The following is a 14,241-nucleotide window of genomic DNA, read 5'->3' as shown; positions in this document are numbered from 1 at the left end:
TTTTCGGCCAACGATCCGTTCCGAGCATTCTGCCGCGCGAACGGGGCGCGGAGAGCATCGTCTCCGCACCCCGTTCCGCGGCCGTAACGCTGCCATTACAGCGCTTATTTGGCCAAGGCCTGTGACCGGGTGGGGTCAGGAGGTCTTCACCTTGATGGAGCCGTCCTTGATGCCCGCGACGGCCTTCTCGATCGCGGCCTGGGTGTCCTTGTTGTCCGCGAAGACCGGGTTGGAGTTCGACAGGCTCACGCCGCCGTTGGAGAGGCTGCCGCGGATGACGCCGGTCTCCGGCTTGCCGTCCTTGACCGACTTGGCCAGGTCGTAGACCGCGCCCTCGACGTTCTTCATGGCGGAGGTCAGGATCGACGCCTTGTACGCCTTGAGCGCGTCCTGCTTGTACTGGTCGGAGTCGACGCCGATCGCCCAGACCTTGTGGGCGTTGGCGGCCTTGATGACGCCCTGGCCGGACAGACCGGCGGCGGCGTAGACGACGTCCGCCTTGTCGTCGATCTGACCCTCGGCGGCGGCCTCACCCTTGTCCGGGCTGGAGAAGCCGCCCTCGGCCGCGGTCTCGGTCAGGTACTGCGACTTGACCGTGACGCCCTTCTTGGTGTCCTCGACGCCCTGCTTGAAGCCGGCCTCGAACTTGTGGATCAGCGGCACGTCCACACCGCCGATGAAGCCGACCACGTTGGTCTTGGTGGTCTTGGCGGCGGCGACGCCGGCCAGGTAGGACGCCTGCTCCTCGGAGAAGACGAGGTCGGCGACGTTGTCGGCCTTGATCTGCTCGTCGTCGACGACACCGAAGGTGGTCTTCGGGTACTTGGCCGCGACCTCCTTGACGGCGGGCGCGTAGGCGAAGCCGACACCGATGACCGGGTTGTAACCCTTCTTGGCCAGGTTCTCCAGGCGCTGGGCCTTGTCCGCGTCCGACTCGCCGTCCTGCGGCTCGACGGCGGTGGACTTGTAGCCGAACTCCTTGTCGGCCTTCTCCATGCCGGCGGTCGCGGCGTCGTTGAAGGACTGGTCACCCTTGCCGCCGACGTCGTACGCCAGGGCGAGGCCCAGGTTCTTGCTGTCACTGTTCGACGACTCGCTGGACGAGCTGCCGCACGCGGAAGCGGTCAGGGCAAGGGCTGCGGTTGCAACGCCTGCAACCGTGATACGGGACACCCGGCGCATGGAACGAGACTCCTTTGTGCAAGCGCCCATACCAGGCGCTGGTTCCGCCGCAGCGTAACGCGCGTAGACCAGACGGAAAACCCCTTCTGTCCGGTCCGTTATCGAGCTGTGGCCGCAGATGCAACACAGACTACGGACAGCAGTACGCCCCTTGCGGGAGGCAAGGGGCGTATGAGCTGCAAGGGCGCCCGGGCGGGCGTATCCGGGGGTCCCGAGGGGCCTAGTCGGTGGTCTTGACGGTGACCTTGCCGTCGATGATGTCCTGCTTGGCCTTCTCCACCGCCGCGACGACGTCCGTCATGGCCTTGTACTTCGGGTTGGAGTCGGCGAAGCCGACGCCGCCGGACTTCAGGTCGCCGCGCTGGACGCCGGTGAGGGGCTTGCCCTCGTAGACGGACTTGGCGAGGTCGTAGACCGCGCCGCCGACGTTCTTCAGGGCCGAGCCGAGGATGTAGTCCTTGTAGCTCTTCAGCGCGCTCTGGTTGTACTGGTCGGAGTCGACGCCGATGGCCCACACCTTCTTCGAGGCGGCCTCGGAGATCACGCCCTGCCCGGAGAGGCCGGCGGCGTGGTAGATGACGTCGGCGCCCTTCTCGATCTGGCCGCTGGCGGCCGCCTTGCCCTTGTCGGGGCTGGAGAAGCCGCCCTCGGCCGGGGTCTCGGTCAGGTACTGCGACTCGATCTTGATCTTCGGGTCGACGGACTGGACGCCCTGCTTGAAGCCCGCGCCGAACTTGTGGATCAGCGGGATGTCCACACCGCCGATGAAGCCGACGTGCTTGGCCTTGGAGGCCTTGGCGGCGGCGACGCCCGCGAGGTAGGAGGCCTGCTCCTCGGAGAAGACCATGTCGGCGACGTTGGCTGCCTTGACCTGCTCGTCGTCGATGACGCCGAACGTGATCTTCGGGTACTTCGCGGCGACCTCCTTCACCGCCGGCGCGTAGATGTAGCCGACGCCGATGATGGGGTTGTAGCCGGCCTTGGCGAGCTGCTCCAGGCGCTGGACCTTGTCCGCGTCGGACTCGCCGTCCTGCGGCTCGATGTCCCTGCCGCCGATGCCGAATTCCTTCTCGGCCTTCTGGAAGCCGGCGTAGGCGGCGTCGTTGAAGGACTGGTCGCCCTTGCCGCCGATGTCGTACGCGAGCCCGATGCCCTTGCCCGAGTACTTGCCGTCCGCCGAGGTGGACGCCTTGTCACTGTCGGCCTTGGTGCTGGACTCGCCGCACCCGACGGCCGTGAGGGCGATGACCGAGACGGCCACCACTGCCTGGGAGAACCTGGTCCTCCGAGATATCCGACGCACAGCAAGCACCCCTTCATCCCCACGGCACCGTCGAACGGCCCCGCATCCCCAATGTGCCGCCAACGGTGGCGATTTCGGCGCACAGTAACGCGCGTAGAAGGGGAGGGGAACGGGGTTTCTCGTGGCCGTTATCGAACCGTGCCGACAGCGGGTTACGTTCGCGAGAACCCGGTTACGCGCGGGTGACACAAGGGGATGAAGGGGCACCAAAGAGGCGCCCCTTCGCGGAGATCGCTACGGCCTCAGGAGGCGCCGTCGAGCAGCGCGGCCGCGGTGAACATCTCCACGCCCACGGTGATGGCCGACTCGTCGGCGTCGAAGTCGCCCTGGTGGAGGTCGCGGACGGTCCGCTCACCGGGGGTGCGGACACCGAGGCGGGCCATGGCGCCCGGCACATGCTCCAGGTACCAGGAGAAGTCCTCGCCGCCGAGGCTCTGCTCGGTGCCCTCGACGGACTGCGCCCCGCGCCGCGCGGTCATGGCGTCCCGCAGCAGCTCGGTCACCGCGGGGTCGTTGACGACGGGCGGGACGCCCCGGACGTAGTTGATCTCCGACTTGGCCCGGTGCAGATTGGCGATCTCGTCGATCGCGGCGACGACGATGTCGGGCGCCTGCCGCCAGGCGTCCAGGTCCAGGCAGCGCACGGTTCCGGACAGCTCGGCGTGCTGCGGGATGACGTTGGGCGCGTGGCCGGATTCGATGCGCCCCCAGGTCAGGGCGAGTCCGCTACGGCTGTCCACGCGCCGGGCGACCACGGCCGGCACGTCGACGACGACGCGGGCGGCGGCGGTGACGAGGTCGGTGGTGAGGTGCGGCCGGGCGGTGTGGCCGCCGGGGCCGTCCAGGGAGACCTCCAGCCGGTCGCAGGCGGAGGTGATGGCACCGGTGCGCAGCCCGATCCGCCCGGCGTCGACGCGGGGGTCGCAGTGCACGGCGATGATCTTCCCGACACCGTCCAGCACGCCGCACTCGATGGCGTCGGCGGCGCCGCCGGGCAGGACCTCCTCGGCGGGCTGGAAGAGCAGCCGCACGGGGCGGGGCAGCCGGCCCTGCCGGTGCAGGTCGGCGAGGACGAGTCCGGCGCCGAGCACCACGGTGGTGTGCACGTCGTGCCCGCACGCGTGCGCCCGGTCGGGCACGGTGGAGCGGTACGCGCACTCACTCTTCGTGTCCGGAATGGGCAGGGCGTCGATGTCGGCACGGAGTGCGAGCATCGGCTTGCCGCCGTCCCACTCACCGATGTCACAGATGAGCCCGGTGCCTACGGGGAGGACCCGGGGGTGCAGCCCGGCCTTCTCGAGCCGCGCCTTGATGGCCGCGGTCGTGCGGAACTCCTGGTTGCCGAGTTCGGGGTGCATGTGCAAGTCGCGTCGGAACGCGACGAGTTCGGCACGCAGGCTCTCGGGCAGCGTGCCGGGAAGCACGGCTTCCCCGACTGGTTCGGCCTCGGACTCTTGGGACATCAATTGCTTCACCCTCTGAAGGGTAGGACGCCCGGGTGGCCAACTGACCCTCGATCAACAAAAGTTCAACCCGTTAGGGGAAGAAAACCTGGCCGCTGGGCGCATACGTATCGGCTTGGATGGGTAAACTCGCCCGGCTTTCCGGCCGGACGGATCTCGGCGATCCGCGTCGATCGGCGTCGATCCACAGAGAGTGACCGGCGGCTGACCTGCGACTGCCTTGATCGAAGGCTTTCCGGCCACATCCGTCACTCACCCACTCCTCCTGGGATACCACGTCGCGGTGCCGTCCCGTCGGCCTTGTTCACCTGTCGGGACCGCGCCACGCCGGGAATCCACCCTGCCTCCACTGAGACGCTTGTTCCGGTCCCGGAATCATCACCGCCACGCGACGTTTCCGCCACGCGGGGTGACGGGCCGGTGTGACCGGGCACACTCCCGGCATGACGACCACGACGGCGACCCCTCTGGCAGACGGCTGGCAGGCGTGCGGCTGCGGCGAGGACAAGATCCCGGGCCTGCTGGCGAGGGTCGGCTTCTACGGCACGGTGGGCCTGGGCCTGGCGATGCTGGTCGTGATGATCGCGGCGGGGTGGCTGCTGGGGGCGGGGGTGTGGCTGGTGCGACGGAGGCGGGATCGGTCGATGCCGGACGAGGAGAGCGGCCCGGGCGGGCTGACGGGGTTCACCTGGACGGCGGACGAGGACCACCCCACCCCGGTCACAGCTCCACCCACTCCCCCAGCCCGGTGAACGACCCCGTCCGGACGAAGCTCTGCACGACATCCCGAGCACGGTCGACGCCCATGACGAAGTGCCCGGTGAAGATCGCGAGTTCATCCAGGACCGGGACCTCGACCGTCTCGTCCGGCGACACGGTGCCATCACCCACCAGCAGGAACACGGTCTCCTCGTCGGTGAAGAGGTGGACGACCGCGTGTCCGCCGCGAAAGCTCAAGGTCAGGTAGGGGTACGTGACACCGGGCAGAGCCACTTCCAGATGTCCCTGACCGCGGGAGCGCGGCTCGGTCAAGTCGTTCATCTGCGCCCTCTCTCCCTCACCGCATCCTTCTCGAACAGGCCCCGTCATCTTCACCCCGCTGTCGTGGCCCCTCGCTAGGGTGCCCCCCATGACTGCCGAGATCCCTGATTTCATACGGTCCACCAGCGCCGCCTACGACACGATCGCCGACGACTACGCCGAGCAGTGTGCGGACTGGGCCGGGATCCATACCTTCGACCGGGCCTTGATCAGTGGGTTCGCGGAGTTGGTGAAGGAGCGGGGGCGGGAGCCGGTCGCCGACGTGGGGAGCGGGCCGGGGGTGGTGACCGCGCGGCTGCACGCGCTCGGGGTGCCGGTGTTCGGGATCGATGTCTCGCCGCGGATGGTGGCGCGGGCCCGGAAGACCTATCCCGAACTCCGGTTCCATCTCGGGTCGATGACGGCCCTCGACCTGCCGGACGGCACGCTCGGCGGGATCGCCGCGCTGTACTCCGTCATTCATGTGCCCGATGATCAACTCCCGGGCGTGTTCCAGGAGTTCCGGCGCGTCCTCGCGCCCGGCGGATATCTGCTGCTCGCCTTCCAGTACGACGAGGAGAACGACCACCTGCATCTCGACGAGCGGTTCGGGCACGCCATCTCGCTCGACTACTACTGGCGCAGGCCGGAGGACGTCGTCGAACTGCTCACCGCCGCCGGGCTCCAGCTGCACAGCCGTACCGTGCGCGAGCCCCAGGGGCAGGAGAAGTACCGGAAGGCCTATGTCCTGGCCCGCAAGGACGGCTAGGGCCTCGCAGGCGTCAGACCGCCGCCACCGCCGACAGTCTCGTCACGTCCCTCGCCGTTCCCGTCACCCCGGACAGGAAGCCCTGCGCCCGGGGTGAGGCGTTCTCCGTCAGCCACGCCGGGTCGATGTCGCAGACCGCGACCTTGACCTCCGTGCCGGCGAGCGCGAGCGGCAGGGTGTGGACCACGGTGGACGGGAAGCTGAGGATCGTACGGCCGATCGGGCCTCTGCGGGCGATCAGTTCCAGCGGGAGGTCGGGGCGGACCACCTCCAGGCCCGTCTCCACCGCCAGCCGGTGCAGCTTCTCGGCGCTCTCGCGGCGGTGGGCGAAGTAGCGGGTGGTGCCGTGCGTCTTGGACAGCAGCTTCACCGCCTCCAGATACGCGTCGCCGTCCACCACGCCCGTCTCCACCAGCGACGTACCGACCATGTCGGCACCCTTGGTGAGGCGGGGCGGGCCGAAGCGGGAGCGGGTCCAGGCGAAGGCGTTGGCGGTCACCGTCACGCCCTGCGGTTTCTCCTCCATCGGCATCGAGGAGAAGATCTCGACCCGGCGGGCGCCGGACGGCGTCAGGCGTTTGCGGGCCACCGACGACACCGGGGCGAACACCAGGTCGCGGGGGCCCGGGCGGCCGCCCTTGCGGTGCCAGCGCACCAGGCGTTCGCCGCGGGCCAGTTGGGCCACGAACTCCATCGTGGCCGTGCCGTCGTCGACCACCACCAGCTCGCCGGCCCGGGTGATCGTCAGCAGCAGTTGGACGTAGCGCGAGAACGGGTCGCCGAGCACGACCCGGTCGGCCCTGCGGAGCATGCCCGCGAGGCCGCCGATCGTCTGGAAGGGGGCCGCGGGACCGCCCCGGGCCTCCTCCCAGCGGACCTCGTGGCCTTCCTCGCGGGCCAGCTCCGCCATGCGGCGCAGCTGGCCCCGGGTCATCGGGTCGGTCGGGGACAGGACGACGAGGGTGAGCCCCGCGCCCAGGGCATCGCCCGAGGCAAGCTCGTGCGCATGCGCCCACTCCAGCACGTTCAGCAGCTGTACCGGGCTCTCGACGAACGCGAGCGTGTGGGGGCCGGCTGACCCGGCGCGGCGGCTCATCTACGTACGACCGTCCCGTCGTAAGGGAATCAGGGGGATCAAGGAGTCGGGTGCGTCAGACCGCGACCGGCTCGCCCGCCGCCGCGGCGATCTCCGCCTCGGCCACGACACCGGTGACGCGGCGCAGCTTCTTCATGGGGCCGAGCTCGGAGTCGTAGACCTTCTTGACGCCGTCGCCGAGGGAGGCCTCGATGGTGCGGATGTCGCGGACGAGGCGCTGAAGGCCCTGCGGCTCCACGGACGCGGCCTGGTCGGAGCCCCACATCGCGCGGTCGAGGGTGATGTGACGCTCGACGAAGGTGGCGCCGAGGGCGACGGCGGCCAGCGTGGTCTGCAGGCCCGTCTCGTGGCCGGAGTAGCCGATCGGGACGTTCGGGTACTCGGCCTGGAGGGTGTTGATCACCCGCAGGTTGAGCTCCTCGGCCTTCGCCGGGTAGGTCGACGTGGCGTGGCAGAGCAGGATGTTGTCCGAGCCGAGCACCTCGACGGCGTGGCGGATCTGCTTCGGGGTCGACATGCCGGTGGAGAGGATGATCGTGCGGCCCGTGGCGCGCAGGGCGCGCAGCAGCTCGTCGTCGGTCAGGGAGGCGGAGGCCACTTTGTGGGCGGGGACGTCGAACTTCTCCAGGAAGGCGACGGCCTCGGTGTCCCACGGGGAGGCGAACCAGGCGATGCCCTTCTCCTTGCAGTACTCGTCGATCTGGCGGTACTCGTCCTCGCCGAACTCCACGCGGTGGCGGTAGTCGATGTAGGTCATCCGGCCCCAGGGGGTGTCGCGCTCGATGTCCCACTGGTCGCGCGGGGTGCAGATCTCGGGGGTGCGCTTCTGGAACTTCACGGCGTCGCAGCCGGCCTCGGCGGCCACGTCGATGAGCTTGAAGGCGTTCTCCAGCTCGCCGTTGTGGTTGATGCCGATCTCGCCGCAGATGTAGACGGGCTGGCCGGGTCCTGCGATGCGCTCGGTGCCGAAGGTGCGCAGACGGGAGTTGACAGACATGGCAGACAATTTCCTTACTTGGTGAGGGAGTCGAGAGAGGGGCCGAGGATCCAGCTGGCGATCTCTCGGATCGCGCCGTCGCCACCGGGGACGGTGGTGACCGCACGGGCGGCGCCGCGTACCACGTCGTGGGCGCTCGCGACCGCCACGGGCCAGCCCACGAGGGCGAAGCACGGGAGGTCGTTGACGTCGTTGCCGACGTAGAGCACGCGCTCGGGCGCGATGCCCTGCTCCTCGCACCACTGCTTGAGGGCGAGGTCCTTCCGGTCGATGCCGTGCAGCACGGGGATCTGAAGCTTCCGTGCGCGGGCGGCGACGACCGGGTTCTGCTCCGTGGAGAGGATCAGCATCTTCAGGCCGCTCTTGCGCAGGGCGGCGATGCCGAGTCCGTCGCCGCGGTGCACGGAGACGAACTCCTTTCCATCGGCGTCGATCAGCACCCGGTCGTCGGTCTGGGTGCCGTCGAAGTCCAGTACGACCGCGTCGACGTCCGCGAAGGACGGCAGGGCGCCGGGGCGGTCCGCGTCGAACAGGGGCGCGAGCGCCCGTGCCCGGGCGAGGTCGTGCGGGTCGTCGATCTCCAGCACGCGCGCGGGGTCGGTCCGTACGAGCTCGGTGCGACCGAAGAAGCGGTGCTGGTGCTTGCGGAAGCCGGCCGCGTCCATCGCGTAGGCGGCGCCGGTCTCCAGCAGGTCCTGGGGGCGGTCCTGGCGGCGCGGCCGGTAGGCCTTGTCGTGGTTGACGCCGTAACCGCCGGGCTCCTGCGTGGAGTCGACCTCGTCGCGCCAGATGAAGCCGTGGAAGGGGGCGACGGTCACCGCGGTGTCGGCCCCGCCCTCGACGACCGCCGCCGCGACCGCCTCGACGTCTTCGCGGACGATGAAGGGGCTGGTGCACTGCACGAGCATCACCACGTCGACGGCCGCCCCGTGCAGCGCCTCGTGGGTGTCCATGGCGTGCAGCACGGCCGCCTCGGAGGTCGCCGTGTCCCCGGCGATGGCGGCGGGCCGCAGCACGACCTCGGCACCGGCCTCCCGGGCCGCGGCGGCGATGGCCTGATCGTCGGTGGAGACGACGACGTCCGTCACGAGCCGGGTCGCCCGGCACTCCCGCACGGCCCGCGCCACGAGGGGGACGCCGCCGACGGGGGCGAGGTTCTTGGCAGGCACCCCTTTGGAGCCCCCGCGGGCAGGGATGACGGCGAGCACACGACGCACCACCGGCGAGTCGGACATGGGTTGCACTCCTAGCGAAGGGTTGGGGAGGGGGCCGGCGAAGCCGCCCCTCAGGGGCGCGGGGCTGTGTCGATATGCGGCTCCGCCGCGGGGCGCGACCAGCCCAGACGGCGCCGCACCCGCCAACGGACCCGTCGCGGCGCTCTCGGAGGCGCTCACAGCTCCCCCATCCGCCGAATGACAGGAGCCACCCGCTGCACCCCGTGCCGATACGCCCCCCGCGCGGCCCGCCGCACGATCTGCCGAACCGGGCCGGGCTCCTTGTCCGCAGCGGGAGCGCCGGGCAGCGGACTGCCGTCGGGGCCGAGGTGATGACGGGCCAGAATCCCGGGCAGGTATCCGGGCGCGGTCGCCGGCGTGTAGTACGGCGTCAGCGGCGGCAACGCGCCGGCCAGCAGCTTGGCGATCCGCTCCCGCGCCGCGTCGAACGCCGTCGCGTACGAGCCGTCCGCCACGACTCCCTGCCGGGCCACCCACTCCGGATCGGGCGACGGCCGGTGTCCGTCGTCGAGCTGGTCCCAGGAGGCCAGGCACCCCGAGCCCACGAAGTGGTGGTTGCCGAGAACCTCGCGCACGCCCAGGTCGGTGAGGACGACCGTCGGGATACGCCGGTGCAGCGACTCCAGCGCAGCCGTCGAGCTGATGGTGACCAGCAGATCGGTCCGGTCCAGGACCTCGCCCATGTTCCCGTACACCAGACGGAAGTTGGGCGGCGGAGCCAGCCGCTGGACCAGCTTCTGGTACGGCTGCTCCTCGATGTGCGTGGTGTGCTCCCCCGGCTGGGAGCGCAGCTTCAGCAGCACCTCGCGTTCGGGGTGCAACCGGGCGTGCTTGATCAGCCGGTTGAGCAGGTACGTGCGGTCCTTGCGGCTGTCCGGCACGGAGGGCTGTACGGCGAACACCACGGTGTACGGGTCGTGTTCACCCTCGTAGGCCGCACCGCCCAGGAACGGCAGCGCCACCTCGGTCACCGCCGAGGCGTCGGCGCCGACCCCCTCGTACACGGACCGGAAACGCTCCGCGTCCTGACGGGAGTTGGCCAGTACCAGGTCCGCGCCGTGCCGCAGCAGCAGTCCGTCCGCGAGCTTCTCGTAGACGACGCCGACGTAGCCGGTGACGACGACGGGGCGATCGGCACGCCCCTCCCACACCCGCTTCAGGCCGTGCAGCATCGCCTGCACGCCCCCGCCCACGAGGGCGAGCACGACGATGTCGTACGACTCCTCGGCCATCGCCCGCAGGAACTCCACCGACGTCACCTCGCGCAGCGACTCGGCCTCGACCCCGACTTCCGCGAGCTGGCGCGGGGTGGGCGTGGCACGGCCGCGCAGCAGGAAGCCGCTCAGGCTGAGGGCCTCTTGCGCGTCGTCACGCGGTGCGATGCGATGAGCGGTCAGCGCACCCCATTTCCAGCGGGTGTCGGAGTCCGCGAGGACCGCGATTCGCAGCGGCGTCGTCGAAGTTGCTGGCGTACTTGCTGGCACGTCGAAGACGCTAGGAAGCAATTCCTAGGTATGGCCCAACCGCGAATCAACGAAAAGTTAACAACAGCCCACCGAGAACCGAACTGGCCCGTCAAAGCCCCGGAAGTACATGGGATGCACCGTTCCGACACATCGAGTTCACCCTCCGTACCTTCGGCGTCAAGTTGCCCTGCCGGACGGCCTTCTAGCGTTTCTCGGGTGCCAAAGCTTTCCGTGATCGTGCCGTTCTACAACGTGCAGCAATACGCCCCGGACACCCTCAGAAGTCTGCGGCTCAACGCCCGGAGCGACTTCGAGTTCATCCTCGTCGACGACAAATCGAAGGATGAAACGCCGGCCATTCTCGAACGGGCGGCCGAGTCCCTTTCGGATGTCGCGCAGGTGAGATATATCCGCCATGAGACGAACGGGGGGCTCGCCACCGCCCGCAACACCGGTCTCGACGCGGCGACCGGCGAGTACCTGACCTTCCTGGACGGCGACGACTGGCTCGCCCCGGGTTATTTCGCCGAGCTGGTGGCCGCCATCGAGGGGCTGGGCTGCGACTTCGTACGGACCGACCATGTGCAGGCGACCGCCCGCGCCCGGTCCGTGCACCGCGCCCCGGTCGGGCTGCGCGGTGAGGTGCTGAACCCGCGCGACGCGATCCTGCCCGCCGACCGGACGACGTCCGTGGACTACGCGTACGCGTGGGCGGGGGCGTACCACCGGCGGCTCCTCGACAAGGGGCTGCTGCACTTCACGGACGGGCTGCGGACCGCCGAGGACCGGCCCTGGATCTGGAAGCTGCACCGCGAGGCCGAGTCGTTCGCCGTGGTCAACCTGCTGGGCGTGTTCTACCGGCGTGGGGTGGCGTCCTCGCTCACGCAGATCGGCGACGCCCGCCAGCTGGACTTCATCCGCGCCTTCGACCAGGTCATCGAGGAGACGGCCGCCGACCGGGACGCGGACCAGCTGCTCCCCAAGGCCGTGCGCACGTACTGCGCGATCATCGCCCACCACCTCTCCGACGAGGCCAAGTGGGAGCCGGCCGTCGCCAAGGAGCTGCGTGCGCGCAGTGCGGCGGCGATCAAGCGGATGCCGCAGGACATGCTCGGCGAGGTACTCGACACCATGGACCTGCGCCGCTCCGCCAAGCTGCGGCGGCTGCGGCGCAGGATCAGCACAGCGAAGGCGGCTGCCTGAGATGCCCACGACCCAGATCTTCTGCGCCTCCACGCTGTACGGGGCGGCCACACTGGCCGCCGCGATCGACTCCGACCTCTTCGACGAGGCCGAGCGCCGGGTGCTGCTGGTGTTCAACAACTCGGCGACCCCGGAGACCACGCTCCCGCTCGACCGGATGCCCGGCTTCGAGCCGCTGCGCGCCCACTTCGACGCGGTGCTGTCCTGGAACGAGGCCATCCACCCCTTCCACCCGGGCGCCTGGACCCCGCGTGCCGACGACATCCCGCTCTTCGAGCGCTATCTGCGGCTGCTGTGGGGGCTCGGGGACGACCGGGTGGAGCTGGTCCTGGAGTCCATCCAGGTCACCCCGGCGCTGACCGTGGCCCAGCTGTTCACCGGCGCCCCCGTGCACGTCTACGCGGACGGTCTGATGAGCTACGGCCCGACCCGCAACAAGCTCGACCCGCTGGTCGGCACGCGCGTCCGCCGGCTGCTCCACCTGGACCTGGTGCCGGGCCTCACGCCCCTGCTGCTCACGGAGTTCGACGTCCCCGCGCAGGTCGTACCGACGGGCGCCTTCCTGAAGGTGCTCCGCGAACTCGCCGACACCGTCGAGGACCTGCCGGTGCTGCCCGACAACGCGGCGCTGCTGCTCGGCCAGTACCTGTCCGCGCTGAACATCCTCACCGCGGACCAGGAGGAGAACCTCCACGTGCGGATGTTGCGCGGCGCGGTCGAACGCGGCCACCGGTCCGTCGTGTTCAAGCCGCACCCCACCGCGCCGGCCCGCTTCAGCCGCGCCCTGGAGACCGAGGCGGAGGAGCTGGGCGTCGACCTCACCGTCCTCGACACCCCCGTCCTCGCCGAGGTGCTGTTCGAGAAGGCCCGCCCCGGGCTGGTCGTCGGCTGCTTCTCCACGGCCCTGTTCACGGCCGCCGGGCTCTACGACCTCCCGGTCGCCCGCATCGGCACCGAGACGCTGCTGGACCGGCTGACCCCGTACCAGAACAGCAACCGCGTCCCGGTGGTGCTGGCCGACGCGGTGCTGCCGGACCTGGAGCAGCGCAAGGGCGAAGAACCGTTGCCGGCCGATGAGTTGACCGAGCTGATCGCCGCGGTCGGTTTCACCCAGCAGGACCGCATCTACCCGGCGCGGCGCGCGACGGCGGAGAAGTACCTCGCCACGCGGCTGCGCCCGCGCACCCAGCGCTACTTCAGGAAGAAGCGCCTCACCTCCCTGGGCCTGCCCGGCGGCATCCCGGAGCGGCTGGCGTTCCTGCCGCACAACTCGACGGCCCGCAGGGTGGTCCGTCAGGCGCGGGCGCTGAAGAAGGCCGTGAAGCGCTGAGCAAATCAGGAATGAACTCCCCGGAAAGGGCATGGAAATACAGCCCAATCATCGAGTTACTCCGTTGATTCAATGGTGAAGCGGTGTTCGAGGTCCCTAGGATCACGGGCACCGCTCTCCGAATCCCGTGAGGCCCTCATGACGAAGCTCGGTCGGCTCTACTCCCTCTTCGACAGCGTCGAGCTGCCGGAGAACCTGCCCTACACCCAGTGCAGCACCTGGGAGCTGCAATTCCTGTACCTGGTGGGACGCCATCACCTCACGGGCCAGGGACAGATCGTCGAACTCGGTTCCGGCGGCGGCGGCTCGACGTACGCCCTCGCGCTCGGACTGAGCGAGAGCCCGGTGTTCGACACCCGCAAGGGCCGGCTGCACGCCTACGACTTCTTCCGCGTCGGCAAGGGCACGTTCGCCTCGGAGAAATTCTTCGACTCCGGTCACAAGCCGGGCGACGACAACTCCTTCCTGGACGACTTCAAGCGCCGCCTCGGCCCCTTCCTGCCCTTCCTGGAGATCCACGCGGGCGACCTCTGGCAGACCTCCGATCCCGCGGACACCACCCCGGTGGAGTTCCTGCACATCGACATCGCCAAGACGGCCCGGGTCTTCCGCTGCGTCTCGGAGCGGTTCCTGAGCCGGATGCGGGTCGGCACGGTCGTCCTGCACCAGGACTTCGCCGGTCCCCGGCTGCCGTGGCTGCACCACAGCACCGGCGCGCTGCTGCCGTACGTCGAGATCGCCGGGCCGCCGATCCGCTCCACGCTCGCCTTCGAGGTGACGAAGCCGATCCCGGCGGACGTCCTCAAGCGGATCACGGAGGACGACTACACGGTCGACGAGAAGCTCGCGCTCATCTCCGCCGTCCAGGAGAAGATCGACCGCGACCACACCGACGGCATCCCCTTCAAGTCCGTGCTGGAGCTGTCGAAGGCGTACGTCGCCCACTACGACGGGCAGCACCGGCGCGCCTGGTCCCTGGCCAAGCCGCTCCAGTCGGACGAGTATCTGAGCCGCACCCGGGCCGATCACTTCGAGCAGCTGAGGAAGGCGTACGAGAAGGAGCGGTCGGAGACCGGCTCGAAGCTCGGCCGCCTGCTCCAGAAGGCCGTCGGGCGTTAGCGAGCAGAGGTGCGGGCCCCCTGTGCCGTGGGGGCCCGCGGTCTCTCAGCTCCCCCGG

At 69.6% G+C, this 14,241-nt stretch carries 13 protein-coding genes; 5 read left to right on the top strand and 8 right to left on the bottom strand.

From position 1 onward, the window contains the following. Positions 1-135: 135 nt before the first annotated feature. The 3 genes from ACFUO4_RS20975 to ACFUO4_RS20965 all read right to left on the bottom strand — a co-directional run bounded on the left by ACFUO4_RS20975 (position 136) and on the right by ACFUO4_RS20965 (position 3,948). Positions 136-1,182 carry a BMP family protein gene (locus tag ACFUO4_RS20975; RefSeq protein WP_079311179.1) on the bottom strand — a complete coding sequence of 349 codons (1,047 nt, stop codon included), beginning with the start codon at positions 1,180-1,182 and terminating at the stop codon, positions 136-138. A 220-nt stretch (positions 1,183-1,402) separates the two neighbouring features. Next, on the bottom strand, positions 1,403-2,485 hold the full coding sequence (locus tag ACFUO4_RS20970; protein WP_383486795.1) for a BMP family protein: 1,083 nt from the start codon (positions 2,483-2,485) through the stop codon (positions 1,403-1,405). A gap of 242 nt (positions 2,486-2,727) precedes the next feature. After that, complete coding sequence (locus ACFUO4_RS20965; protein WP_383486792.1) at positions 2,728-3,948, bottom strand: amidohydrolase; 1,221 nt, start codon at positions 3,946-3,948, stop codon at positions 2,728-2,730. 443 nt (positions 3,949-4,391) lie between these two features. Between ACFUO4_RS20965 and ACFUO4_RS20960 the strand changes: the two genes are divergently transcribed. Further along, positions 4,392-4,700: a hypothetical protein gene (locus ACFUO4_RS20960; protein WP_383486789.1), complete on the top strand. Its 309-nt coding sequence runs from the start codon at positions 4,392-4,394 to the stop codon at positions 4,698-4,700. On the opposite strand, the gene ACFUO4_RS20955 is transcribed toward ACFUO4_RS20960, so the two are convergent. After that, positions 4,669-4,989, bottom strand: a complete 321-nt coding sequence (locus ACFUO4_RS20955) for a hypothetical protein (RefSeq protein WP_383486786.1) — start codon at positions 4,987-4,989, stop codon at positions 4,669-4,671. The two genes, ACFUO4_RS20960 and ACFUO4_RS20955, sit on opposite strands and share 32 nt — an antisense overlap. 88 nt (positions 4,990-5,077) lie before the next feature. Here ACFUO4_RS20955 and ACFUO4_RS20950 point away from each other — a divergent pair, with 88 nt between their 5' ends. Beyond that, positions 5,078-5,737 carry a class I SAM-dependent methyltransferase gene (locus ACFUO4_RS20950; protein WP_079311178.1) on the top strand — a complete coding sequence of 220 codons (660 nt, stop codon included), beginning with the start codon at positions 5,078-5,080 and terminating at the stop codon, positions 5,735-5,737. A 13-nt stretch (positions 5,738-5,750) separates the two neighbouring features. Here the strand turns inward: ACFUO4_RS20950 and ACFUO4_RS20945 are convergent, their stop codons facing one another. The 4 genes from ACFUO4_RS20945 to ACFUO4_RS20930 all read right to left on the bottom strand — a co-directional run bounded on the left by ACFUO4_RS20945 (position 5,751) and on the right by ACFUO4_RS20930 (position 10,549). Further along, complete coding sequence (locus ACFUO4_RS20945) at positions 5,751-6,833, bottom strand: hypothetical protein (RefSeq protein ID WP_383486783.1); 1,083 nt, start codon at positions 6,831-6,833, stop codon at positions 5,751-5,753. A gap of 55 nt (positions 6,834-6,888) precedes the next feature. Continuing rightward, positions 6,889-7,830, bottom strand: a complete 942-nt coding sequence (locus ACFUO4_RS20940; RefSeq protein WP_079311177.1) for an N-acetylneuraminate synthase family protein — start codon at positions 7,828-7,830, stop codon at positions 6,889-6,891. A 14-nt stretch (positions 7,831-7,844) separates the two neighbouring features. Then, positions 7,845-9,065: a cytidylyltransferase domain-containing protein gene (locus tag ACFUO4_RS20935; protein ID WP_383486780.1), complete on the bottom strand. Its 1,221-nt coding sequence runs from the start codon at positions 9,063-9,065 to the stop codon at positions 7,845-7,847. Positions 9,066-9,220: 155 nt separating this feature from the next. Then, positions 9,221-10,549 carry a DUF6716 putative glycosyltransferase gene (locus ACFUO4_RS20930; RefSeq protein WP_383486777.1) on the bottom strand — a complete coding sequence of 443 codons (1,329 nt, stop codon included), beginning with the start codon at positions 10,547-10,549 and terminating at the stop codon, positions 9,221-9,223. A 198-nt stretch (positions 10,550-10,747) separates the two neighbouring features. Between ACFUO4_RS20930 and ACFUO4_RS20925 the strand changes: the two genes are divergently transcribed. From ACFUO4_RS20925 to ACFUO4_RS20915, 3 genes are all read left to right on the top strand, one after another. After that, positions 10,748-11,734, top strand: a complete 987-nt coding sequence (locus tag ACFUO4_RS20925; RefSeq protein WP_079311174.1) for a glycosyltransferase family 2 protein — start codon at positions 10,748-10,750, stop codon at positions 11,732-11,734. Position 11,735: 1 nt separating this feature from the next. Next, positions 11,736-13,064 carry an alpha-2,8-polysialyltransferase family protein gene (locus ACFUO4_RS20920; protein ID WP_383486773.1) on the top strand — a complete coding sequence of 443 codons (1,329 nt, stop codon included), beginning with the start codon at positions 11,736-11,738 and terminating at the stop codon, positions 13,062-13,064. Between the two features lie 138 nt (positions 13,065-13,202). After that, positions 13,203-14,183 (top strand): hypothetical protein, encoded by a 981-nt coding sequence (locus ACFUO4_RS20915; RefSeq protein ID WP_383486770.1) that lies wholly within the window; start codon positions 13,203-13,205, stop codon positions 14,181-14,183. Positions 14,184-14,241 lie beyond the last annotated feature (58 nt).

Origin of the sequence: Streptomyces sp. NPDC057280 (assembly GCF_042668605.1) — a bacterium.
GTDB lineage: Bacteria > Actinomycetota > Actinomycetes > Streptomycetales > Streptomycetaceae > Streptomyces.
This window is presented reverse-complemented; position numbering and strand designations above follow the sequence as displayed.

What these genes read in the sequence shown, in the direction of transcription:
- ACFUO4_RS20975 (WP_079311179.1), bottom strand. Translation starts at nt 1,182, where the DNA reads ATGCGCCGGGTGTCCCGTATCACGGTTGCAGGCGTTGCAACCGCAGCC.
- ACFUO4_RS20965 (WP_383486792.1), bottom strand. Translation starts at nt 3,948, where the DNA reads ATGTCCCAAGAGTCCGAGGCCGAACCAGTCGGGGAAGCCGTGCTTCCC.
- ACFUO4_RS20960 (WP_383486789.1), top strand. Translation starts at nt 4,392, where the DNA reads ATGACGACCACGACGGCGACCCCTCTGGCAGACGGCTGGCAGGCGTGC.
- ACFUO4_RS20955 (WP_383486786.1), bottom strand. Translation starts at nt 4,989, where the DNA reads ATGAACGACTTGACCGAGCCGCGCTCCCGCGGTCAGGGACATCTGGAA.
- ACFUO4_RS20950 (WP_079311178.1), top strand. Translation starts at nt 5,078, where the DNA reads ATGACTGCCGAGATCCCTGATTTCATACGGTCCACCAGCGCCGCCTAC.
- ACFUO4_RS20945 (WP_383486783.1), bottom strand. Translation starts at nt 6,833, where the DNA reads ATGAGCCGCCGCGCCGGGTCAGCCGGCCCCCACACGCTCGCGTTCGTC.
- ACFUO4_RS20940 (WP_079311177.1), bottom strand. Translation starts at nt 7,830, where the DNA reads ATGTCTGTCAACTCCCGTCTGCGCACCTTCGGCACCGAGCGCATCGCA.
- ACFUO4_RS20935 (WP_383486780.1), bottom strand. Translation starts at nt 9,065, where the DNA reads ATGTCCGACTCGCCGGTGGTGCGTCGTGTGCTCGCCGTCATCCCTGCC.
- ACFUO4_RS20920 (WP_383486773.1), top strand. Translation starts at nt 11,736, where the DNA reads ATGCCCACGACCCAGATCTTCTGCGCCTCCACGCTGTACGGGGCGGCC.
- ACFUO4_RS20915 (WP_383486770.1), top strand. Translation starts at nt 13,203, where the DNA reads ATGACGAAGCTCGGTCGGCTCTACTCCCTCTTCGACAGCGTCGAGCTG.